The 23,122-nt window shown below is 45.2% G+C and carries 18 protein-coding genes; 10 read left to right on the top strand and 8 right to left on the bottom strand.

The features are described 5' to 3' along the window. Positions 1 to 73: 73 nt before the first annotated feature. Together JO154_RS00350 and JO154_RS00345 are read left to right on the top strand one after the other, a co-directional pair. Positions 74 to 2,290 carry a cation-translocating P-type ATPase gene (locus tag JO154_RS00350; RefSeq protein ID WP_291940857.1) on the top strand — a complete coding sequence of 739 codons (2,217 nt, stop codon included), beginning with the start codon at positions 74 to 76 and terminating at the stop codon, positions 2,288 to 2,290. 27 nt (positions 2,291 to 2,317) lie between these two features. Continuing rightward, positions 2,318 to 2,527, top strand: coding sequence for a heavy-metal-associated domain-containing protein (locus JO154_RS00345; RefSeq protein ID WP_291940855.1), 210 nt, complete (start codon positions 2,318 to 2,320; stop codon positions 2,525 to 2,527). Positions 2,528 to 2,615: 88 nt separating this feature from the next. On the opposite strand, the gene JO154_RS00340 is transcribed toward JO154_RS00345, so the two are convergent. The 6 genes from JO154_RS00340 to gcvP all read right to left on the bottom strand — a co-directional run bounded on the left by JO154_RS00340 (position 2,616) and on the right by gcvP (position 10,376). Then, entirely contained in the window at positions 2,616 to 2,858 is a 243-nt protein-coding gene (locus JO154_RS00340; RefSeq protein ID WP_291940852.1) for a hypothetical protein, read from the bottom strand. 25 nt (positions 2,859 to 2,883) lie between these two features. After that, a complete protein-coding gene (locus tag JO154_RS00335) occupies positions 2,884 to 3,534 on the bottom strand; it encodes a hypothetical protein (protein ID WP_291940850.1) in 651 nt (216 codons plus the stop codon). 23 nt (positions 3,535 to 3,557) lie between these two features. Continuing rightward, positions 3,558 to 5,540: a TonB-dependent receptor gene (locus JO154_RS00330; protein WP_291940848.1), complete on the bottom strand. Its 1,983-nt coding sequence runs from the start codon at positions 5,538 to 5,540 to the stop codon at positions 3,558 to 3,560. 106 nt (positions 5,541 to 5,646) lie between these two features. Next, positions 5,647 to 6,342, bottom strand: coding sequence for a LytTR family DNA-binding domain-containing protein (locus JO154_RS00325; protein ID WP_291940845.1), 696 nt, complete (start codon positions 6,340 to 6,342; stop codon positions 5,647 to 5,649). Then, positions 6,339 to 7,364: a histidine kinase gene (locus tag JO154_RS00320; protein ID WP_291940844.1), complete on the bottom strand. Its 1,026-nt coding sequence runs from the start codon at positions 7,362 to 7,364 to the stop codon at positions 6,339 to 6,341. Before JO154_RS00320 ends, JO154_RS00325 begins: the two co-directional genes overlap by 4 nt. Positions 7,365 to 7,514: 150 nt before the next feature. Beyond that, complete coding sequence (gene gcvP / locus JO154_RS00315) at positions 7,515 to 10,376, bottom strand: aminomethyl-transferring glycine dehydrogenase (RefSeq protein ID WP_291940842.1); 2,862 nt, start codon at positions 10,374 to 10,376, stop codon at positions 7,515 to 7,517. A 164-nt stretch (positions 10,377 to 10,540) separates the two neighbouring features. Here gcvP and JO154_RS00310 point away from each other — a divergent pair, with 164 nt between their 5' ends. Next, positions 10,541 to 11,035, top strand: a complete 495-nt coding sequence (locus JO154_RS00310) for a YkgJ family cysteine cluster protein (RefSeq protein ID WP_291940841.1) — start codon at positions 10,541 to 10,543, stop codon at positions 11,033 to 11,035. A gap of 6 nt (positions 11,036 to 11,041) precedes the next feature. Here JO154_RS00310 and JO154_RS00305 read toward each other — a convergent pair whose 3' ends face one another. Continuing rightward, positions 11,042 to 12,295, bottom strand: a complete 1,254-nt coding sequence (locus JO154_RS00305) for an MFS transporter (RefSeq protein ID WP_291940839.1) — start codon at positions 12,293 to 12,295, stop codon at positions 11,042 to 11,044. 131 nt (positions 12,296 to 12,426) lie between these two features. Here JO154_RS00305 and JO154_RS00300 point away from each other — a divergent pair, with 131 nt between their 5' ends. Together JO154_RS00300 and JO154_RS00295 are read left to right on the top strand one after the other, a co-directional pair. Beyond that, positions 12,427 to 13,647, top strand: a complete 1,221-nt coding sequence (locus JO154_RS00300; RefSeq protein ID WP_291940837.1) for a PQQ-dependent sugar dehydrogenase — start codon at positions 12,427 to 12,429, stop codon at positions 13,645 to 13,647. 181 nt (positions 13,648 to 13,828) lie between these two features. Continuing rightward, positions 13,829 to 15,946 (top strand): carboxy terminal-processing peptidase, encoded by a 2,118-nt coding sequence (locus JO154_RS00295; protein ID WP_291940835.1) that lies wholly within the window; start codon positions 13,829 to 13,831, stop codon positions 15,944 to 15,946. Positions 15,947 to 16,236: 290 nt separating this feature from the next. Here JO154_RS00295 and JO154_RS00290 read toward each other — a convergent pair whose 3' ends face one another. Then, a complete protein-coding gene (locus JO154_RS00290; protein WP_291940832.1) occupies positions 16,237 to 17,841 on the bottom strand; it encodes a S41 family peptidase in 1,605 nt (534 codons plus the stop codon). Between the two features lie 158 nt (positions 17,842 to 17,999). On the opposite strand from JO154_RS00290, the gene JO154_RS00285 reads away from it, so the two are divergent. From JO154_RS00285 to JO154_RS00265, 5 genes are all read left to right on the top strand, one after another. Further along, positions 18,000 to 18,851: an N-acetylglucosamine kinase gene (locus tag JO154_RS00285; protein ID WP_291940830.1), complete on the top strand. Its 852-nt coding sequence runs from the start codon at positions 18,000 to 18,002 to the stop codon at positions 18,849 to 18,851. Positions 18,852 to 18,876: 25 nt separating this feature from the next. Further along, positions 18,877 to 19,695, top strand: coding sequence for an N-acetylmuramic acid 6-phosphate etherase (gene murQ / locus JO154_RS00280; RefSeq protein ID WP_291940828.1), 819 nt, complete (start codon positions 18,877 to 18,879; stop codon positions 19,693 to 19,695). Between the two features lie 31 nt (positions 19,696 to 19,726). Further along, positions 19,727 to 20,290, top strand: a complete 564-nt coding sequence (locus JO154_RS00275) for a hypothetical protein (protein WP_291940827.1) — start codon at positions 19,727 to 19,729, stop codon at positions 20,288 to 20,290. A gap of 100 nt (positions 20,291 to 20,390) precedes the next feature. Further along, the gene (locus JO154_RS00270) at positions 20,391 to 21,077 is read left to right on the top strand and encodes a succinate dehydrogenase cytochrome b subunit (RefSeq protein WP_291940826.1); all 687 of its coding nucleotides are present in this window, start codon (positions 20,391 to 20,393) and stop codon (positions 21,075 to 21,077) included. A 19-nt stretch (positions 21,078 to 21,096) separates the two neighbouring features. After that, entirely contained in the window at positions 21,097 to 23,070 is a 1,974-nt protein-coding gene (locus JO154_RS00265) for a fumarate reductase/succinate dehydrogenase flavoprotein subunit (protein WP_291940823.1), read from the top strand. The last annotated feature ends 52 nt before the right edge of the window (positions 23,071 to 23,122 follow it).

Below are 23,122 nucleotides of genomic sequence, written 5' to 3'. Positions count from 1 at the left end.
TAAATCATAGTAAAGATTGTATAACAGTTCCCGACTGTATGTGAGCGACCTTTGTATGGTCAATTTGAAACATATGCAAGTACAGGAACAAATCATAAAGAAAACCTTTCCCATCACAGGATTAAGTTGCGCATCTTGCGCTGTCAGCGCCGAGTCTATGTTAGGCGCTACCCCAGGCGTTTTACATGTAGGTGTAAACTTCGCCAATTCCAGTGCAACCGTGGAATATGAACCAGCAGTAGTTACGCCTGATAATATGAAAGCGGCCCTCCAATCTATCGGTTACGACCTCGTTACAGATGATAGCGAAGCTGCTGCTGAAGCCCTCGAAGATCTGCACCATCAGAAATTCCAAACGCTGAAACGCAAGGCGGTATGGTCTCTTATCTTCTCCGTACCACTGGTAATTATCGGTATGTTTCTTATGAATATACCTTATGCTAACTATATCATGTGGGCACTTGCCACACCAGTAGTACTGGTTTTCGGTCAACAGTTTTTTGTAAACGCCTGGCGTCAGGCCCGCCACGGTAACGCCAATATGGATACCCTGGTGGCCCTCAGTACCAGTATCGCTTATGTATTCAGCGTATTCAATACTTTGAATCCTGAATTCTGGCACAGTCGCGGTTTACACGCACATGTGTACTTCGAAGCTGCCGCAGTAGTGATCACTTTTATCCTCCTAGGCCGACTCCTAGAAGAAAAAGCAAAATCCAATACCTCTTCTGCTATCAAGAAACTGATTGGCTTACAGCCTAAAACGGTAACGGTTATACGTAATAATGAGGAAGCAGTGGAAATACCACTGGCACAAGTACAGGTAAATGACCTGATCCTCGTGAAACCCGGTGAAAAAATTCCAGTAGATGGAAAAGTAATCTCCGGTAGTACCTACATCGACGAAAGCATGATCAGCGGAGAACCGCTGCCTGTGCTGAAAGAGGCGGATGCAGAAGTATTTGCTGGTACTATCAACCAGAAAGGTGTGCTGCGTTTCAAAGCTACCAAAGTAGGCGGAGATACCATGTTGGCACACATCATCAAACTGGTACAAGAAGCGCAAGGAAGTAAAGCGCCGGTACAGAAACTGGTAGATAAAATCGCAGGGATATTTGTTCCCGTAGTAACAGGAATCGCTTTACTGACCATGGTTATATGGGTGATCTTCGGAGGCGATAATGGCTTCACACAAGGTTTGCTCGCTATGGTAACGGTGCTCGTAATTGCCTGCCCCTGTGCCTTAGGGCTTGCCACTCCAACCGCTATCATGGTGGGTGTAGGTAAAGGAGCTGAAAACGGTTTGCTGATTAAAGATGCGGAAAGCCTAGAACTTGCTCATAAAGTAGACGCAATCGTACTGGATAAAACCGGTACTATCACCGAAGGTAAACCTGAAGTAACAGATATCCTCTGGGCAGATAAAAACGATACCGCAGCAGTACTCTACTCTATGGAACAACAATCCGAACATCCGCTGGCAACCGCTGTTGTGAAATATATGGATAACATCAAACCTGTTACCCTGGAGTATTTCAACAGTATCACCGGTAAAGGAGTAGAAGCCATCTACAACGGCAAAAAATACTTCGTTGGAAGTCGTACTTATATCGATGCACAAAAGGTAACGGTACCGGCTACACTGGAAGGTAAATCCCGTCAATGGTTAGACAACGCCGCTACAGTGATCTGGTTTGCTGACCAGTACCAAGCCCTCGCAGTGATTGCCATTGCTGACCAAATCAAAGCTACGTCTGCGGCAGCAGTTGCAAAACTCCAAGAAATGGGTGTAACAGTATACATGCTGACCGGCGACAATGAACAGACTGCACGTATTGTAGCCAATAAAACAGGTATTACCCACTTCAAAGCTGGTGTACTGCCTTCCGATAAAGCAGACTTTGTGAAAGCATTGCAACAACAAGGACATGTGGTAGCCATGGCTGGTGATGGTATCAACGACAGCCACGCCCTCGCACAGGCTGATGTGAGTATCGCCATGGGTAAAGGAACTGATATCGCAATGGATGTAGCCAGAATGACACTGATCTCTTCTGACCTGCTGCAAGTGCCAAAAGCGATTAAATTATCTCGCCAAACGGTGAAACTGATCCGCCAGAACCTTTTCTGGGCCTTCATCTACAACCTGATTGGTATTCCGCTGGCCGCTGGCGCATTGTTCCCTATCAATGGATTCCAACTAGACCCAATGATCGCAGGGGCGGCTATGGCACTCAGCTCTGTATCTGTAGTAAGTAATAGCTTAAGATTGAAATACGCAAAACTCTAATCAATTAAAATAAAAATTCGAATCAATATGGAAACTTACAAATTCAAAACTAATATCAATTGCAGTGGTTGTGTAGCAGCAGTAACACCACATCTGAATAAAGCAGAAGGTATCAGCCACTGGGAAGTAGATACGAAAGTAAACGAGAAAATCCTAACAGTTGAAGCCAACGGAAAAACTGCTGAAGAAGTAGCTGCAGTAGTAGCTAAAGCAGGTTTCGAAGCTGAAAAAATATAATGTAATCAGGAAACGGGCATACTGATATATAACAATAGGGCGTCTCTATATTTGAGACGCCCTATTGTATTTTAAGCAATGCAAAGCACTACTTTTCTATCCGTTCTGTAGCCCATGGCCGCATACACTTACCATCAGCATTACGATGCCATGCCATACGCATCAGTATAATATTAACGGCAATAAATGCCACAATTCCTAATATCACTGCTACCTTGGTAATGCCTGCCAATACTGGTTGTGACGCGAAATTCCCGAATACATAACCGATCACAAACACCATACTGGCACCAAACATAATGCGTAACAGGATTAAAATAATGAAAGGCATAACAATATATTTTAAATGTGAATATTTACTTCATTTTCTGTAAGAGCGCTTCACTGGAAGCTTTCCCCCAATGCGGATTAACATTGTCTACCGGCTGCCCTGCAAATAATTTCAGACTCTCTTCTGCCATTTGTTTCGCCAAACCTTTATCTCCTCCCCAGAGTTTGGGCGTATGATATTTCACCCATGCGCTGGCATACAACATGCGCGGGTTCTGCGGATTCAATCTTTTCGCTTCTTTCAAGTACTGTTCCGCCACCGGGCCATACTTACGACCGTAAGTCATCGGATTAATAAACACTTTGGTACGATTAATCATACTCATCACTACATATAGTTCAGATAATTCCTGCTTTTGATGAGCCGTATCCAGCAAATGCAATGCAGTATTGGCTTGATCTGCTCCCTTGTTGCTATATGGTTCAATTTTATCGCCATCATCCTGGTAGAGGAATCCGATCTGTGCATTGCAAAGCGCTGCATAGTAATAAGGCAACCATTCTGTTTTGCGTGTTACAGCAATGTTGTTGAATTCCTTTTCTAGTGCTTCATAATCTTTGGGAGACACGGCTTTGTCTAGTCTGGAAACGGCCGTCAATAATGCGTCTGCGTGTTGCTGTGCTTGTGACATAATAACAATGCACATGGCAAATAACAGTAAGGTGAGTTTTTTCATTTGATGCAATTTTATGTAGATGATTAATTAAGATTGTCGAGTATATCATTCGTACGATCCTTTCCGAAGCTCATGAAGATGCCGATATAATAGGTGCGTGTAGCCGGTGGCGTTATCGCAGTTTTGATATTGCCATTATAGCTGTATTGATAACCATAAACCTGTTTGCTCCCCAGCAGATTGCCCACGCCTGCGCCAATGCCACTGAAGTCTTTCCACTTGCCGCCTTTGAAGAAACTAGTCAGCCAGGCAACATGAAGATTGACCGTATTATACACAGGCGTACTACCCTGATCTGCGATATAACTATGTTGCCCGTCATTGCTATACCGGATATTGTAGTAAGGCCGTCCAGTGGCAAAAGCCCAGGATAAATTGATGAAAGTATTTATTTGCGGCAACTGTTGCTTAATGGCAATAGTGGCGGTATGTGGCGTAGTATAGTTCGGCCGAATACTATAGGGATAATCCATATAGTGCCTGCTGGCATCCAGGTAAGTATATGTAATCCAGTAATCCATGTTTTTAATACTTCGTTTGTCTCTGAAGAATAATTCAATTCCCTTCGCATATCCGTTACCGTTATAGCCATAGGTTGGTAGGAGTGTCGGGAGACACGTGTACTCCTTGTAATACGCTTCCGCCCTGAACAGGCGATTGCTGGCCTTGTAGGTGTAGTTCAAAATATAGTGCGTTGCCTGCGATGCATCCTGGAAGAATATACCATAAGCTGCGTTGAACTGGCTATTACTACCTGCCCTCCATGCAAGGCTCACTTTCGGCGCGGGATTCCACTTCCTCAACAAAGAAGCATATTCCAATCGTGCGCCTGCTTTAATAGCCAATGAACCCGTAAGCATGATATCCGTTTCCGCAAATAGGGCTGTCAGGTAATTGGTGCTACGAAGTAATGTATCATTGGATACTCCGTTCTCATGGATGTAAAACTGTTCTCCTCCAAATCGTAGCACCTGATTGCCTGGGAAATAATGTGTCAATACCATCCTGGCTTGTGCAAACTGTTCTGTATTACGACTATCAAAATCTTTGTAGATATAAGGAACTGTTATCAGTTTAACGGGGGCCCCAACGGAATCGGTTAGCTGATTACGATTACTGACCCGTTGATAATTATAACCAAGACTGGCATCCAATCTCCAATTATTGTTGAGGCGATCCCGATAACTGAGCGTGCTAAAGCTGTTGAGTCCTTTCACCTGAAATGCATCCCGCAACGCTACACTGTCTATATCCGGATTGCGCATGCCTACATTGCTATTGCTCCAGTTTGTATAGAATTTGAGCATACCTGATTTTCCCGTCTTCCAACGGAAATTGGCATCAGCCTCTGTATAATTAGGACCAGCAAAGAAATCAGGACGTTGTGGTACGATACGATTATACAACTGCTGATTGGAATATCTAATAGTAGCACCATAGCTTAGCTTATTTGTTTCCAGTCGCTGGAAACCCGCTGCTGTATTAGCTGGAAAGAGACTAAAAGAATACGAAGATTTATCTGGTAGATCATCACTTTCGAGGATCAGCGCACTGCTCATCGCTTGACCGTATAATGCGGAGTAACCACCAGTGCTGAACAATATCCCTTTAAACAGGAATGGATTGACCCTTGCATATTGAATGATGCCAGGCACAGAAGGATAATTGGGATGTGGCATGAGGCTACCATCAATGAACTGTTTCGTTTCACTGGCAGTACCGCCTCTTACGAAAAGTCCTTCTGTTTCTCCTATCTGTTGCGCCCCTGGAAGATAACGCAGCGCCATGCTGATATCTCCGCCATTCCCCGCCACTGTTACAGCATCGATAGGCGTAAGAGAAGCGCCCTTCGCTTTATCACTGGCTTCAAATGTACCGGCGGTAATAGTTACTTGCTGTAAGTTTTTAGTACCGGGTAGCAAAGTGCTGTCCTTCTTTTCCTGCGCCTGTGCAAGCATTGCGGAACTCAGCAAGCAAATGATCGTGATAGCCGGATAGTGTTTCATGGCAGATGTGATTATCTGAAAACAAAGTTACCGGCAAAGAGGAGGTGTTTTTTGGGCTGTAGATTAGGTGTGAAAGTGTGTCGACAGAAAGATTGTTTTTGTACACTTATTTCAAGAGTAGATCAATATTTTGCTTGTAGAAGTCGCTGTAAGGGATTGCTGTCTCCCCAATACAAATCATATCTCTTTTAATAGCCGTCACAGCGGCAGCCGCTACTAGAAAGGATCTATGGACACGCAGAAACGCAGGAGGATACAGCTTTTCTTCCATGGCTTTTAAGGTCATGCGGGTAAGCACTGGTTTTGATGGCTGGCGCAGATGAATTTTAATGTAGTCTTTCAAACCTTCCACATACAATACATCTTCTGGGTTAATCTTTACCAGGGTGTATTCTACATTCACGAAGAATGGAGAAGGGAAAGCGGCCGGTACAACTGGCTGTCTCATCTTAAACAATTCCTGCGCACGATTACACGCTTTGAGAAAACGTTCGAAGCTAAAGGGTTTCAGCAGGTAATCTACAATTTGTAAGTTGTATCCTTCAATGGCATATTGATCGTATGCAGTTACAAAAATCACCATTGGCGGATTAGGCAGGGATTGTAAAAAACTGATACCACTTAATCGGGGCATTTGAATATCGAGGAAGATGAGATCTATATTTTCAGTTTGCAACACCGCCAATGCTTCTGTAGCGCTGCTGCAGGTTTTAACCAATTCGAGGTAAGGAATCTGTCGGATATTATCTTCCAACAATTCCCTTATCAGTGGTTCATCATCTACGGCAATGCAACGTATCATGGTAATTGTAACATTAATTTTACATGGAAATCCGGATATACATCCGAAATAGTCAGTGTATGTTGATCCGGGTAAAGCAACTGTAGTCTTGCTTTTACATTGGCAAGACCAATGCCAGAGCCATCGTCTTTATGGGCAGGGGTATGATCTGCATATTGATTATGGACTTCAAAAGTAAGGACTTTATCTTTCCCCGTGAGGAGGATGCGGATAGTAGGTTTTTCCGGGAGACCAATACCATGCTTGAATGCATTTTCCACAAATGGAATAAGTAGCATCGCATCTGTTTCACTGTTGGCGGTCACTTCGTCCAGTTGTATCTGGGTTTCTATGTTGATACTATGGCCTAGTCGGAGTCGTTGTAAGGAGATGTAGTTTTCAAGATATTCGGTTTCCTTGCGAACGGTGACTTTCTTCCCGGAAGCATCATACAGCATATATCTCATTAGCTCGGAGAGCTTCAACAGCGCGGGTTCTAACTGATCAGATTTCTTGCGTGCCAGTGCCACCAAGTTGGTTAATACATTGAAAAGAAAATGTGGATTCACCTGCGAACGAAGGAACTTCAGTTCTGTAGCCAGTTGCTGGGCTTGTTGTTCCTTGGCGTGCTTTTCCCTCGCGATATTATCCATCACCCGACAATAAATCAAACTGAAAACATACACTATGACGGAGGGGGCAAAAATAAATTTATAGGCCGTATAATCGCGCAGCACATCCGGAAACAACTGATGTAGCAATAACCATTTCAACTGGAAAGACACCATCAATAAAAGCAGCACGGTGATGATATACAGCCACCATTTCTTTTTGTTCCACCATCTGGGATACAGCACATAAGCATGCAAGTAAAATATGGCCATATAAATAACCCCTGCAAGGGTAAAAAAAAGGCCAGGTAAAGGGCCTATTTTGTAATCATTGGCCGCATTGGAGATAAGATAAGGGAGCAACAGAATAAGGCTCCATATCAGCACATGAAGCCCGATTACGCGGTAGTTATATTGTTGGTTGCTCTCCATAACAGAAAGGTAAGAAAAATAGCGGGGTGCTGGTACAGGTGTTGCGATGAACTACTCGGTTAGCGCGATAGGACGTTGAAATCCGGCGATAAAAAAAACAGGGCAATCCTTGCGGACTGCCCTGTTGATACTTGCTTTTCCTGGTAAAACTTAAGCGTTTACTTCCTCATAAGCACTTACTGGTTCGCAGGTGCAGATCAGGTTTCTATCGCCATGTGTATTGTTAACACGGCTAACAGAAGGCCAGAATTTATTCAGTTTAACATATTCCAGTGGATAAGCAGCTTGCTGACGGCTGTATGGACGAGTCCATTCGTCGGCAGTGATTACAAACTGAGTATGTGGTGCGTTTTTCAGAACGTTGTTTTGTTTGTCAGCTCTGCCTTCTTCTACAGCGCGGATTTCTTCGCGGATAGAGAGCAGTGCGTCGCAGAAACGATCCAGTTCACCTTTATCTTCACTTTCTGTAGGCTCGATCATGATAGTACCGGCAACAGGGAAGCTCATGGTAGGAGCGTGGAAGCCATAGTCCATCAGACGTTTAGCCACATCTTCCGCTTCGATACCAGCAGTAGCTTTGAACGGACGCAGGTCCACGATGAATTCGTGTGCGCAGGTACCATTCACACCGTTATAAAGGATGTCATATGCTTTTTCCAGTCTTGCCTTCATGTAGTTGGCATTGAGGATAGCATACATAGAAGCCTGTTTAACACCATCGAATCCGAGCATACGGATATAAGCGTAAGAAATCAGGAGGATGCTTGCAGAACCATAAGGAGCAGCGGATACAGCATTGCTAGCGTTACCGCTGTTCAGTTCTACGTGACCAGGCAGGAATGGAGCGAGGTGTTTCGCTACACAGATTGGACCCATGCCAGGACCACCACCACCGTGAGGAATAGCGAAGGTTTTGTGCAAGTTCAAGTGACAAACATCTGCACCAATCAGACCAGGAGCGGTCAGACCTACCTGTGCGTTCATGTTTGCACCATCCATGTATACTTGTCCGCCAAACTGGTGGATAGTTTCACAGATTTCTTTCACACTTTCTTCGTAAACACCGTAAGTGGAAGGATAAGTGATCATGATACCAGCCAGATCTTTCGCGTGTGCTGCTGCTTTCGCTTTCAGATCTGCTACATCGATGTAACCGTTTTCCAGTGCTTTTACTACTACCACTTTGAAACCAGCCATTACTGCAGATGCAGGGTTGGTACCGTGTGCAGAGATAGGAATCAGGATGATGTTACGATGACCTTCACCACGACTTTCATGATAATCACGGATAGTGAGCAGACCAGCGTATTCGCCTTGTGCACCACTGTTTGGCTGCAGACTGCAAGCATCGAAGCCAGTGATAACGCTCAGGTATTCACTCAGTTCATTGATCATCTGTTGGTAACCACCTGTTTGATCTTTAGGCGCAAATGGGTGCATTTTGCTCCAATGTGCCCAGCTCAAAGGAATCATTTCAGTGGCTGCATTCAGTTTCATGGTGCAGGAACCCAGTGAAATCATGGAAGTATTGAGCGACAGATCTTTATTTTCCAGCAGTTTCAGGTAACGCATCATCAGTGATTCACTGTGATAGCTGTTGAAATGCGGGTGAGTCAGGTATTGAGAAGTACGTACCAGTGTTTCAGGAATAGCGGTAGCATTGCTGTTTACAGCGTTTGCATCGGTATTGCCTGCGCCAAATACACCGAGGATATCGTTGATATCGCCGATAGTAGTGGTTTCATCCAGGGAGATGCCGACATTTCCATTGGAGAAATAACGGAAGTTGATACCAGCACCTTCTGCTTTAGCTCTAACATCAGCGCCACTTACAACGATGGTATCGAAGAAGTTGGTAGCCGCCAGTTTCAGACCTTTTGCAGCGAGTTTGTCGCCCAAAGTCTTAGCCAGTTTAGCAGTGCGGGTAGCAATATTTTTCAGTCCCTGTGGACCGTGGTATACTGCATACATCGCAGCCATGTTGGCCAGCAATGCTTGCGCAGTACAGATATTGGAAGTAGCTTTTTCGCGTTTGATGTGCTGTTCGCGGGTCTGGAGCGCCATACGCAGTGCGCGGCCACCTAAAGCATCGATACTTACACCGATAATACGACCAGGAATAGTACGTTTGAAGTCATCCTTCACAGCGAAGAAAGCTGCGTGAGGACCACCAAAACCTAATGGAACGCCGAAACGCTGAGCAGAGCCCAGGGCAGCATCCGCACCCAGTTCACCAGGAGAGGCCAACAGGGTCAGTGCTAACAGGTCAGTAGCCATTGCTACAAAAGCGCCTGCTGCATGTACAGTTTCGATGAAGCCGCGATAATCTTCAACAGCACCCAGGTTGTTAGGGTATTGTACCAGTGCGCCGAAGAAAGAGGCATCGATTTGTGCGGTTTTATAATCGCCCACTACTACTTCGATGTTCAGTGGAGTAGCGCGGGTGTAGATAACGTCGAGGGTCTGAGGGTAGGTGTTCTCGTCAACAAAAAACTTAGGCCTGCTCAGGTGGTCGTGATCTCTGTTGAGCGTGTTGAAGAACATGGTCATTGCTTCAGCCGCCGCAGTAGCTTCATCCAGCAGGGAAGCATTGGCAATTGGCAAACCAGTAAGGTCGCTTACCATGGTTTGGTAGTTCAACAGACTTTCCAAACGGCCCTGAGAAATCTCAGCTTGGTAAGGGGTGTACTGGGTGTACCATCCTGGATTTTCGAACACATTACGTAAAATCACACTAGGAGTGATCGTGTCGAAATACCCCTGACCGATGTAGTTACGATAAACCTGGTTTTTCAGTGAAATCTCCTTCAAGTGGCGCAGGTAATCATTTTCACTTATCGCTGCGGGAATAGCCAGTGGCGTCTGCATTCGAATAGCGCCAGGTACAGTTTTGTTAATCAGCTCGTCCAGATTGGCAACGCCTATTGTTTCCAACATCTGGCTCTTCTCAGCTGCATGTGGCCCTATGTGACGGGTCACGAATTCATTTTGTTGAGTATCAAAAAGATTCATGATGTAAGCAGGTAGTTTGAAATAGAATGCGCAAAGCTATGACGATTTTAAGCAACTGCCAAACCTCCGCCACCAGGCTGGTTAAAACAGTGATAAATAGCTACTTTCAATAGTCGGGGAATGTCATAGTATTGTCCATTCCTTAAATGCCTATCTTTGCGCTGATGAGCAACTTACTTGAAAACTGGGAACAGAAAGCGAAAGATAAACAGAAAGCCAACAAACAGTTCCTCCAGAAACTACAAACACGGCGCGGAAAAGGAGTGGAGAAGCTCCTCCCGGAGCTGCATGAGGAAGCATTCAGCAAAATAGACTGCCTGGAATGCGCCGGATGCTGCAAATCTATCAGCCCCCGCTTCAAAGCACCTGATATTAAACGCATTTCCAAACACCTGGGAATGAAGGAAGCCACCTTCATCGATACCTATTTGCGTATCGATAAAGACGAGGATTATGTGGTAAAGTCAAGCCCATGCCCATTCTTAGGTGCAGATAACTATTGCGGTATCTACGATGTAAGACCCGGCGATTGCCATAACTACCCGTATACCGACAGCCATGATTTTTATAAACGCCCGAATATCACGTACAATAACAGCACGATCTGCCCGGCAGTATACTACGTCTTGGAAAGATTAAAAGACGAAATGAAGCTCTGACAGTTGTCAGGGCTTCAAGTCCAGCTTGCGCATAGCTGGTGAAATGACATAGGTGGTGACAACCACGCCCAATGTAATACAGCCTCCCAACACTACAGAGGGTACCAATCCTATGGCACGGGCCATAAATCCGCTTTCAAAAGCACCCAGCTCATTGGAAGATCCCACAAACATAGAGCTTACAGAGGCTACCCGCCCCCGCATGTCGTCTGGCGTTTTCAATTGCAGAATTGTTTGTCGGATGATTACACTCACCCCGTCAAACACGCCACTGAACAGCAAAGCAGCCATAGATAAGATAAAGCTGGTGGATAATCCAAATACAATGATGGTCAGGCCAAAGGCAAACACTGCTCCCAGCAATTTGATGCCTGGTTTATGATTCAAAGGCTTGTGAGCCAGGATAAACATCGTAATCAGGGAGCCTATAGCTGGCGTAGAACGCAGGATGCCATATCCCAGGGAATCCGTGTGCAGCACATCTGTAGCAAATACCGGCAACATGGCAATAGCCCCTCCAAAGAGTACAGCAAACATATCCAAGGCCATGGCGCCAAAGACTACTTTGGTATTCCAAACAAACTTCATCCCCTTTGTGAGACTGTCCACAAAACCCTCTCCACCCTTGTAGTATATTGGCTTTGGCTTTATCTGTATCAGGCTGAATAATGGAGCCAGCAAAATAACTACTACCAGTAGCATCGACCAATGCACGCCAAATAAATAGATGAGAAAACCGCCCAGTGCGGGTCCCAGCACCGCGCCTATCTGCCAGGCAGAACTACTCCAAGTAGAAGCATTGGCATACAATTGTTTAGGAACAACCAGCGACATCAAGGTAAAGGTGGAAGGACTGGTAAATGCCCTTACAATGCCACCCAGGAACACCAAGGCATAAATCATGTTCAACACCCAGTGGGTAGGAATGCCTTTCACCACCTGGTCCCAAGTGAGTAAAAACAGGCCGGTGGAGATGATAATATAGGCAATGACACATTTCAGCAGGAGGCCCCTTTTTTCCCGTTTATCCACAATATGGCCAGCAAATGGGGCCAGTAATACGGCGGGAATTACTTCGGACAATCCTATCAAACCTAGTGCAAACGGGTCTCTGGCCAGTTCATTTACTTTCCATTCAATAATGGCAAACTGCATTGCCAGTGCAAATACAAGCGCAAAGCGAATTACAAGGTAAAATTTGAATTCCGGGTAACGTAGTGAAGCGTATGCGTCCGTTCTGGGAGATGCCGTCGAGTCCAAGCTGTTGAAATTTTATGCGAAGTTAAACAGGTCGCTAAAATAATCCCAATAAATGATAAATGCCATCCATCAAATCTATACGGATTATTCCTCCCATTGATTATTTTTATCCTGCTAAAATTCTGCATTCTATGAAAAGACACCGTTTTATCGGACTTATATTACTGTCGGCATTGAATACCTTTACTGCTAGGGCTGGAGAACCCACAAATCCGGCGGAACCGCCTGCCAGAACCGTTAAACTGGAACTGGTAACAGACCAATTCATCTCCCCGGTAAATATGGCAGTGCCTCATGATGGCAGTGGCAGATTATTCTTCTGTCAGAAGGAAGGTAAAGTATGGGTGGTGCAGAACGGAAAGCTGCTCCCACAGCCATTTGCAGATGTGAGTGCAGAAATGGTGAAGATCAACCCTGCCTATGATGAGCGTGGCTTATTGGGTATGGCCTTCCATCCCCAGTTTAAGAAAAATCATAAATTGTATGTGTACTATAGTGCCCCAGTTCCCAATCCGGTGAAAGGCTTGAACCACAAGGCCAGACTGGTGGAATTTACGGTATCGGCCAGTAACCCAAATGCCGTTGATCCCAAATCTGAGCGAGTATTATTCGAACTGGATCATCCAGAATCCAATCATAATGGCGGCCAGTTGGCCTTCGGTCCTGATGGCTATCTGTACGTAGGTCTCGGAGATGGCGGTGGTGGCGGAGATAAACACGGCACTATTGGAAACGCCCAGGATCTCGGTACCCTGCTGGGAAAAATTCTTCGTATAGATGTGAACGGTAGTCCGTATAAAGTACCTGCTGATAATCCTTTTGTGAAAACGCCCGGCGCTAAGCCGGAGATCTGGGCCTATGGCCTCCGTAACCCATGGCGGTTTTCTTTTGACCGCGGAACTGGCAGACTTTTCGCAGGGGACGTAGGACAGAACTTGTATGAAGAAGTAGATATCATCAGAAAGGGTGGTAACTACGGCTGGCGGATCATGGAAGGATTCCATGATTTTAACGTACCTCCAGGCACCAATAAACTGAAATTGATCCCGCCCATCCATGAATACAATCACGATCTGGGTATCAGTATTACAGGTGGTTATGTATACAGAGGCAATGCCATACCTTCATTGAAAGGACTTTACGTTTTTGGCGATTACAATGGAAAAGCATTTGTACTTATCCCGAACGGCTCCCAGTGGACACGCGCAGATCTGAAGTTTGCCAATCCTCCGGAAGAAAGTCTCCAAATCCTTAGCTGGGGCGAAGATGAAAAAGGAGAATTATACATGCTGACCAGCTCTTCTACCAAAAATGGCTTTAAAGGAGCTATTTACAAAGTGGTGAAGAATTAATGCAAAACAAAGTCATGTTTCTAAGCAAACATTACCTATTCCTTTTTCGTTATCCGAAGTAAGGAGGGCGGGCATTTCAGCCCGGCCAAATTTTTGTTAAAAAGGTAAATAATTCCCTTTGTCACGGATGAAATTACTTTATATTTGATTTGACAATTTTTGTTGTTCAACTGAGTTACATATGAGACTGAAAGTGATAATCCCGGTAGTGTTGCTCACCCTCTCCGCAGGCGTGCTTGCCTTTACCAAATTAGGTCATTATGGCGATCCTCCAGGTCGTTATGAAGTAATAATGAACCTGGTAGGCCAGATGCTTAAAGAGGGCCACTACCAACCGAAGCCGATTGATGATGCCTTTTCCAAAGAAGCTTTTAATAAATACCTGCGTAGTCTAGATGCTGAGAAGAAGTTCTTCCTGAAATCTGACATCAATACCTTGATGCCACTGTCTACTCACATCGATGATGAGCTGCAGGGTGCTCCATTGGATGCCTTCCGCAATGTCAACACTGTTATCAAACAGCGCGTGATGGAAGCAGCGGCTATCTACCCCAAAATTCTCGCACAACCCTTCGATTTCACCAAGGATGAAAACGTAGTGCTGGACGTAGACAAAATCGATTACCCAGCAGACGAAAATGCCCGCTACGAAGCTTGGCGCAAAGTCCTGAAATATCGCACCATGGAGAAATTAACAGATCTCCAGGAAATGCGTGAAAAATCGAAAGAAGACAGTGTAAAGAACAAAACCGATCAACAACTGGAAGCCGAAGCACGCGCGAAGGTGAAACAAGTGTATGATCGTTATTTCGAAAGACTGAAAAATCATCAGGACGATAATGATCGTTTCAGCCTCTACGTGAATGCGATCACTTCTACCATGGATCCGCATACCGATTATTTCCCTCCTGATGAAAAACGTCAGTTTGAGGAACAAATGGCTGGTAAATTCTTTGGTATTGGCGCTGGCCTCAAAGAGGAAGACAATAAGATAAAAGTGCTCAGTATCATCACTGGTAGCCCTAGCTGGAAAGAAGGACACCTGAAAGTGAATGATGTGATTATGAAAGTTGCCCAGGGAGATAAAGAGGCCGTAGATATCACAGGTTACCCTGTGGAAGATGCGGTAAAACTGATCCGTGGTACTAAAGGAACTGTTGTAAAACTCACCGTGAAAAGTGTGGACGGTACTGTGAAAGTAATCACTATCGTACGTGATGAGATTATCCAGGAAGAAACCTTTGCGAAATCTGCTGTTATCAACGGTACCCATAAAATTGGTTATATCTACCTGCCAGAGTTCTACTCCGACTTCAACGACCGTAACGGCGCCCGTTGTGCAGATGATGTAGCAAAAGAAGTAGCCAAACTGAAAGCAGAAAAGGTAGAAGGTATTATCCTTGACCTGCGTTTCAATGGTGGTGGTTCGCTGCCTGAAGTAGTACAAATGGCAGGTCTGTTTGTACCAGAAGGACCAATTGTACAGGTACGTTCCCGCGGAGGCGATGCAGTCGTGTTGCGCGATCGCGATAAAAATGTACAGTATGATGGCCCACTGGCTATTATGGTAAATGAATACAGTGCTTCTGCTTCTGAGATCCTGGCGGCTGCTATGCAGGATTACAAACGTGCGGTGATCATTGGTAGTAAACAAACCTTCGGTAAAGGTACTGTTCAACGCCTCTTCTCACTGGACGATTTCTACTCTGCTAAAGATGGTCAGAGCCTAGGTGCGCTGAAACTTACCCAACAGAAGTTCTATCGCGCTAATGGCGGATCTACTCAGTTGAAAGGGGTAGCGTCAGACATCGTATTGCCAGATCCTTATTATGAAGTATCTGAACGCAAAGACAGTGATGCACTGGCATGGGATGAAATTCCTAAGTCTAATTTCAATTACTGGTCTAATCCAGTAAATGTAGAGCCACTGGCTAAAAACAGTGAAAAGAGAATGGCTGCAAGCCCTGCATTCAAACTGCTGAATGAAAACCTCGCTACCCTGAAAAGGCTCGAGAAACAGGACAGCTATTCCCTGAACCTGAATACTTACAAATCTGAACAGAAAGTAAACACTGCTGCACTGAAGAAATATGACAGCATTAATGATAAGGTGAAAGAACTGAACATCACCAGTATGAAAGTGGATCTAGATAAAATCGGTAGCGACTCCTCCAAGGTGGCTCGTAATAAAGACTGGTTAAAAGCTAGAACCAAGGATATTTACCTGGATGAAGCAGTGAATGTCATGAATGACCTTATCGTTCAAAGTCTGCCTAAAATGCAGCGTAAACCGCAATAAATTCTCTGATTATATTTAATCAAAAGAATAAAGCATAATAACGCCGTCCAGCGCGGAACAACATAAAAAGAGAAACGACCGGCTTGCCGGTCGTTTCTCTTTTTATACAAACAAAATATCATTAATTTTCTTTGCAGGCCGCCGCACACCAGGCACGTGTCTCCCTAAAATCTCAACAGAACAAAACACAATAACGCCGTAGGCCCCCGCGCCGTCAGGCGCGGAACAACATAAAAAAGGGAAACGACCGGCTTGCCGGTCGTTTCCCTTTTTATACAAACAAAATGTAATTAATTCTCTTTCTCCAGCACTTCCAGTGCTTTCTTCACTACAGGATCCGTAGCATTAATCGCCTCATAGAACCCTTGACTTCTATACAATTGTCTCGCCAGTAGCGCTTTAATCCGAGATTTGATCTCCACTTCATCTTTGGCGCTCACCCTATCCATTCCAGGCACGCTGTCTTTCTTAGCATACTCTCTGAACTGATCGTAGATAGCCGGAGTAGTCTGGAATTTATGGGTGAAATCTTCTGCATCCTTATACTGGGCAAATTCATCTTTGTGGGCAGTATAGTAATGGTAAGCGAAATTACTGAAGCTATTACGGGTATAAATCGCCATCAGGGTAGTAGAGAAGCGGGTGGTATCGAATGGAATAAAGATGTCCGGTGTAATACCGCCGCCACCGTACACTCTACGGCCGGAAGCTGTTTGGTAAGGAACGGTATCTGTGATATGGATACTGTCTTTGTTGACAAATTCCCCGTGCGTGAAGCGGTTGGAGATATCTTCGTCGTAAGCATCACGGCCATCGGTGTATGGTTTCTGGATGCTACGGCCGGAAGGAATATAGTAGCGGGCAACCGTCAGACGCAGTGCGCCGCCGTTGTCCAGGTCATATTGTTCTTGTACAAGTCCTTTACCGAAAGTACGTCTACCAATGATAGTACCCCGATCCCAGTCTTGGATGGCGCCTGCGAGGATTTCACTGGCGGAAGCAGAACCTTCGTCTGTGAGGATGGTCAGTGCACCTTTTTCGAACATACCCGGACGTTTGGTTTTGAAGTCGGTCCGTGGGAAGTCTTTTCCTTTGGTATAAACAATCAGTTTTCCGTCGCCCAGTAGTTCATCCGCAATGCGGGTAGCTGCGTCCATGAATCCGCCAGGGTTTTGTCTGACATCGATCATGAGCTTCTTCATACCGGCTTTGGTCAGCTTGCGCATTGCTTCCAGGAACTCGTCGTATGTTTTGGCAGAGAATTTACTGATTTTGATATAACCCACTCCTGGAGCGATCATGTAGCTAGCATCGATGCTATAGAGCGGAATAAGTCCACGTTTGATTTGGGCAACGATCTGTTTATTGTTGCGGAGCAGGGTGGTAGCCACGATAGAGCCAGCAGGGCCACGGAGCAGTTTACGGATTTTATCCGAAGTAATGCCATTACCTGCAACAAGGGAATCATTGACTTTCAGGATCTTATCGCCGGTTTGAAGGCCAGCAGCTTCTGAAGGACCGCCACTGATCACGGATACCACATTTACGGTATCGGAGGTGATGTTGAATTCCACGCCTATACCTTCGAAATTACCTTCCAGGTCTTCATTTACCGCTTGGAGCTGAGAAGGTGGAATATATACAGAATGGGGGTCCAGGTGGGCTAGGATGCCTTCTATGGCCTCCTGCTGGAGGGTTTCTGTATTGAGGGTATCGACATATTTTTGTTTGATCAGGTCCAGCACTTCTTGCACGGGGCCTTTATCGGGTTTAGTAAAAAATACAGTGGTACCGCCTGTATTGGAGCCGGGCATTTTATGGCCAAGGAACATTCCCAGTGCCAGCACCACGGCCATTAATAGAGGTAAAAAAACATTCAGCTTCCTGTTAGACATAATTTGATGATTATCCCGCGAATTTTATGACCAGTCTTGCAACCTAAACTTCAAGATCCCTATTTGCTTTTATGGAACGCTTTTGTTTAAATTGTGACAAAAATAGCAATAATCGGGTGCAAACCTTTACGAATCTTAAAATTGATAAATAAACGGACATGCCTGGAAAAATAAAGCTGATAGCAGATAGCGGATCTACCAAGGCCGAATGGGGCCTGCTTGGGGCAGCAGCCCCGGGACCATACAAAACCCAGGGTATAAGTCCTTACTTTCAGACGGTAGAACAAATAATTGACATTTTTCGGCAGGAATTATTGCCACAATTGCCAGCGGGTATACAGATAGATGATATCTATTTTTATGGCACCGGACTTTCCCAACCTAAGAATGTAAGCGCTGTAACCACGGCATTAAAAGCAGTATGGCCAGAGAGCTATATTGAAGTAGACCACGATCTGATGGGCGCTGCCAGGGCCTTATGTGGTCGCGGACCAGGTATCGCCAGTATCCTAGGTACGGGTTCCAATAGCTGTTATTACGACGGAGATGTTATTATTAAAAACAATCCGGGCTTGGGATATGTACTTGGAGATGAAGGAAGTGGTGCTTATCTTGGGAGAAAGGTATTGCAATATTACCTGTATAATACCTTCGATGAGGAACTGCTAGCCCGATTTGACCAGAAATATAATACCAACAAGGATGAAATCCTGGAGAATGTCTACCGGAAACCTTTGGCCAATCGTTACCTGGCAAGCTTTGCGTCATTCCTGTCTGAGAACCGTCAGCATTATATGATAGAAAATATCCTGGAAGACGGACTGAATGACTTCTTCTTCAATCATATTTATAAATACCGCGAAAGCTGGACTACCTCCCTGCACTTTGTAGGCGGCGTAGCCTGGAATTTCCGCGATATCATCAAGGAGCTGTGCGATCTCTATGAACTCCCGATGGGCCGTATCTTACGTACCCCTATGGAAGGCCTGATCGAATATCATCATTCATAATAATATCTCAAATCACATATATAATATGGCATTCACAAAAGTTACTGAACAGGAATCTCACTACCACCACCTGGAAAAAATGAGCATACAGGAATTGCTGACAAACATTAACAAAGAGGATCAGACAGTTCCCCTGGCAGTGGCAAAGGCCATTCCTCAGATAGAGAAGCTGGTCGCAGTAATTGCAGATAAAATGTTGGCTGGTGGCCGATTGTTCTATATGGGCGCCGGTACCAGTGGACGCCTCGGTATTGTTGATGCCTCTGAATGTCCGCCTACCTTTGGTGTGCCACATGGCCTTGTAATCGGTATTATTGCAGGGGGAGACGCGGCCATTCGCAAAGCGGTGGAATTTGCAGAAGATAACAGGGAACAAGGCTGGAAGGACCTCCAGGAGTTCGGCGTTAACGAAAAAGATGTAGTAATAGGCATTGCTGCCAGCGGAACTACTCCTTATGTAATTGGCGCTTTGGATAAATGCCGTAGCAATGGTATCACCACCGGTAGTATCAGTTGCAATCCGGAATCTCCTATCTCTGCCTCCGCAGATTTCCCCGTAGAAGTAGTGGTGGGCCCTGAATTTATCACTGGTAGCACCCGTATGAAAAGCGGTACCGCCCAGAAACTGGTCCTGAATATGATCTCTTCTGCTGTTATGATTCAACTGGGAAGAGTGGAAGATAATAAAATGGTCAATATGCAGCTCAGCAACGAGAAACTGGTAGACCGTGGCGTGAAAATGCTGATGCAACAACTCTCCCTGACGGATTATGAAGAAGCACAGCGCATGCTGCTGAAGGCTGGCAGCGTTAAAAAAGCAGTGGAGGATTTTGAAAAAGCCTGAATTTAACCCACATTTGTTCCAATAACCTGCTATGCACGACATTGAGCCATATTACAACTGGCGCCATTTATATACGGCGGAGGAGGATGAACTATCACCCTTCTACGGCCGCGAATACAGTGAATTCGAATACTCAAATACCGTATATAATTATTACGTACACCCTCAATGGGACGAATTTGGCTCCCGTAACCTTTACCTGAAGGTACTCTACGCTGATTACCAGTTTAATTTCGCCATCATTGAACTCCTGGGAGAATGGAATGATACCCTGGATAATGACATTATGACCCTCAAACGGGAAGTTATTGATCTCATGATCGCGGAAGGTATCAGGAAATTCATACTCATTGCGGAAAATGTCATGAACTTTCACTCCTCCGACGATAGCTATTACGAAGAGTGGTGGGATGACATTAAAGACGATGGTGGCTGGATTGTAGTCCTCAATATGCCTACGCATACCCGTCAAGAATTCGAGAAGGCGCGGTTATACAATTATGTGCATTTCATGGACGACGAGAAATGGCGAACATATCAGCCAATGCACTTGTTTAACATGGTTGATAATGTGATGTTAAGACGGCTGGAATAAGGTTTACTGATAAATATCATTTGGATTTAATTTTTCCTGCCCTAACTTTGCGCGACATTTCAACAACTTTTTTTATACTAGGAAGCTTAGATTTTTACTTATGAAGTGGTCACAGTTCTTTAATACCTCTATCGGTAAAAAGTTATTGGTAGGTGCTACCGGCTTGTTTCTCTGCAGTTTTGTGCTCGTACATCTCGTAGGAAACCTGCAACTGTTGTACAAAGACGGCGGTAAAGCTTTTAACAGCTACGCCCAATTTATGGGACACAACAGCTTAATTCAATTTATTGCATGGGGATTGAAAATTGTGATCCTGCTACATGCATTCATTGCCATCCAGCTCACTTTTAAAAACAGAGCTGCCCGTCCGGTGAAATATGCCGTTAGTCCGGGAAATCAGACCTCTTCTTGGTTTAGCCGTCAGATGGCGATTATGGGAAGTATCTTGTTCATCTTCATCGTTCTCCACCTCTCTCAATTATGGGGTAAATTCCACTACGGTGAAATGCCTACTCAAACTTATGAAGGCATCGCAGAACCACTGAAAGATCTTTACGCTGTTACTTATGATCTCTTCACCAATCCTTTAATGGTGATCATCTATGTAATCTCCATGATTGCATTGTCTTTCCACCTGATCCACGGTTTTAAAAGTGCCTGCCAGACTTTCGGTCTGAATCATAGTAAATACAACGGAATCATCAATTTTATCGGTATCTGGATCTTCGGTGTCCTGATTCCTGTTGGCTTCGCAGCCATTCCCGTTTTTATCTATTTAAATAAATAATTCTGAAAAGTTAGGATATATGTTGAACGCAAAAATTCCTGCAGGCCCATTAAATACAAAATGGGAAGATTATAAAGGACATTGTAAGCTGGTAAACCCTGCCAATAAACGTAATTTGGAAATTATCGTTGTTGGTACTGGTTTGGCTGGTGCTTCAGCAGCGGCTTCATTAGGTGAGTTAGGATATAAAGTTAAAGCATTCTGCTTTCAGGATAGCCCTCGCCGCGCGCATAGTATTGCTGCCCAGGGTGGTATCAATGCTGCTAAAAACTACCAAAATGATGGTGACTCCGTTTACCGTCTTTTCTACGATACTGTTAAAGGTGGCGACTACCGCGCCCGTGAAGCCAACGTTCACCGTCTGGCTGAAGTGAGCGGTAACATCATCGACCAATGCGTGGCGCAAGGTGTTCCTTTTGCACGTGAATATGGTGGCCTGCTCTCCAACCGTTCTTTCGGTGGTACCCAGGTACAACGTACTTTCTATGCTGCCGGTCAAACTGGTCAGCAACTGTTGCTCGGCGCTTACTCCGCACTGGAACGCCAAGTAGCTCTCGGTAATGTGACTATGTACAGCCGCCACGAAATGCTGGACATCGTGAAAATCGATGGTAAAGCACGCGGTATCATTGCTCGTAACCTCATCACTGGTCAACTGGAGCGTCACTTCGGTCATGCGGTACTGATCTGCTCTGGTGGTTACGGTAACGTTTTCTTCCTCTCTACCAACGCAATGGGTTCTAACGCAACTGCTGCCTGGAAAGCTACCCAAAACGGTGCTTACTTCGCAAACCCTTGCTTCACACAGATTCACCCTACCTGTATCCCGGTTTCCGGCGATCACCAGTCTAAACTGACCCTCATGTCAGAATCACTGCGTAACGACGGTCGTATCTGGGTGCCTAAAAAACAAAACGATACCCGCAAAGCCAGCGATATCCCTGAAGAAGAAAGAGATTATTACCTGGAAAGAAGATACCCTGCCTTCGGTAACCTCGTTCCTCGCGACGTGGCTTCCCGCGCTGCGAAAGAAAGATGCGATGCTGGTTATGGCGTAGGTACTTCTAAACAAGCGGTATTCCTGGACTTCGCTGCTGCTATCGAGCGTTATGGTAACATCGAAGCCAACAAACGCCAAATGCACGGTGTATCCAAAGAAGAAATCATTAAACTGGGTAAAGAAGTAGTTGCTGAGAAATACGGTAACCTCTTCGATATGTACGCTAAAATCACTGGTGAAAATCCTTACGAAACACCAATGCGTATTTACCCTGCTGTTCACTATACCATGGGTGGCCTGTGGGTTGACTACGAACTGCAAACAACTGTTCCTGGTCTGTACTCCCTGGGTGAAGCTAACTTCTCCGACCACGGTGCAAACCGTCTGGGTGCATCTGCACTGATGCAAGGTTTGGCGGATGGTTACTTCGTTATCCCTTACACTATCGGTAACTACCTGGCAGACGAAATTCGTACGAAAGCTATCCCTACTGATCACCCTGCCTTCGCTGCTGCTGAAAGCAAAGTGCGCGATACGCTCACTAAATTGATGAGCATCAAGGGTTCCAAATCCGTTGACCACTTCCACAAAAAGCTGGGAAAAATCATGTGGGATAAATGTGGTATGGCACGTAACGAACAAGGTCTGAAAGAAGCAATCCAGGAAATCCAAGCCCTCCGCGCTGAATTCTGGAAAGATGTACGTATCCCTGGCGATATCAACGAATTCAACCCTGAACTCGAAAAAGCTGGCCGTGTGGCTGACTTCCTCGAACTGGGTGAACTGATGTGCATGGACGCGCTCAATCGTCGCGAATCTTGCGGTGGCCACTTCCGTGAAGAATCACAAACAGAAGATGGTGAAGCACAACGCGATGACGCTAACTTCAGCTATGTAGCTGCATGGGAATACAAAGGTCCTTCCGATTACGTTCTTCACAAAGAAGACCTGGTATTCGAAGAAGTTAAACCTACTCAACGTAGCTACAAATAAGGGTAACGGCCACATTGTACAATACGGCCACGATTAATAATCAAATAATTGT

The sequence above is a fragment of the Chitinophaga sp. genome (assembly GCF_019236475.1).
Taxonomy (GTDB): domain Bacteria; phylum Bacteroidota; class Bacteroidia; order Chitinophagales; family Chitinophagaceae; genus Chitinophaga.
The sequence above is the reverse complement of the archived record's forward strand: the minus strand, read 5'-3'. Positions and strand labels throughout refer to the sequence as shown.

Excerpts from the sequence above, each read along its gene's own strand:
- JO154_RS00345 (WP_291940855.1), top strand. The coding sequence starts at position 2,318 with ATGGAAACTTACAAATTCAAAACTAATATCAATTGCAGTGGTTGTGTA.
- JO154_RS00330 (WP_291940848.1), bottom strand. The coding sequence starts at position 5,540 with ATGAAACACTATCCGGCTATCACGATCATTTGCTTGCTGAGTTCCGCA.
- JO154_RS00335 (WP_291940850.1), bottom strand. The coding sequence starts at position 3,534 with ATGAAAAAACTCACCTTACTGTTATTTGCCATGTGCATTGTTATTATG.
- JO154_RS00325 (WP_291940845.1), bottom strand. The coding sequence starts at position 6,342 with ATGATACGTTGCATTGCCGTAGATGATGAACCACTGATAAGGGAATTG.
- gcvP (WP_291940842.1), bottom strand. The coding sequence starts at position 10,376 with ATGAATCTTTTTGATACTCAACAAAATGAATTCGTGACCCGTCACATA.
- JO154_RS00265 (WP_291940823.1), top strand. The coding sequence starts at position 21,097 with ATGTTGAACGCAAAAATTCCTGCAGGCCCATTAAATACAAAATGGGAA.
- JO154_RS00275 (WP_291940827.1), top strand. The coding sequence starts at position 19,727 with ATGCACGACATTGAGCCATATTACAACTGGCGCCATTTATATACGGCG.
- JO154_RS00350 (WP_291940857.1), top strand. The coding sequence starts at position 74 with ATGCAAGTACAGGAACAAATCATAAAGAAAACCTTTCCCATCACAGGA.
- JO154_RS00320 (WP_291940844.1), bottom strand. The coding sequence starts at position 7,364 with ATGGAGAGCAACCAACAATATAACTACCGCGTAATCGGGCTTCATGTG.
- JO154_RS00310 (WP_291940841.1), top strand. The coding sequence starts at position 10,541 with ATGAGCAACTTACTTGAAAACTGGGAACAGAAAGCGAAAGATAAACAG.
- JO154_RS00295 (WP_291940835.1), top strand. The coding sequence starts at position 13,829 with ATGAGACTGAAAGTGATAATCCCGGTAGTGTTGCTCACCCTCTCCGCA.
- JO154_RS00300 (WP_291940837.1), top strand. The coding sequence starts at position 12,427 with ATGAAAAGACACCGTTTTATCGGACTTATATTACTGTCGGCATTGAAT.
- murQ (WP_291940828.1), top strand. The coding sequence starts at position 18,877 with ATGGCATTCACAAAAGTTACTGAACAGGAATCTCACTACCACCACCTG.
- JO154_RS00270 (WP_291940826.1), top strand. The coding sequence starts at position 20,391 with ATGAAGTGGTCACAGTTCTTTAATACCTCTATCGGTAAAAAGTTATTG.
- JO154_RS00290 (WP_291940832.1), bottom strand. The coding sequence starts at position 17,841 with ATGTCTAACAGGAAGCTGAATGTTTTTTTACCTCTATTAATGGCCGTG.
- JO154_RS00285 (WP_291940830.1), top strand. The coding sequence starts at position 18,000 with ATGCCTGGAAAAATAAAGCTGATAGCAGATAGCGGATCTACCAAGGCC.
- JO154_RS00340 (WP_291940852.1), bottom strand. The coding sequence starts at position 2,858 with ATGCCTTTCATTATTTTAATCCTGTTACGCATTATGTTTGGTGCCAGT.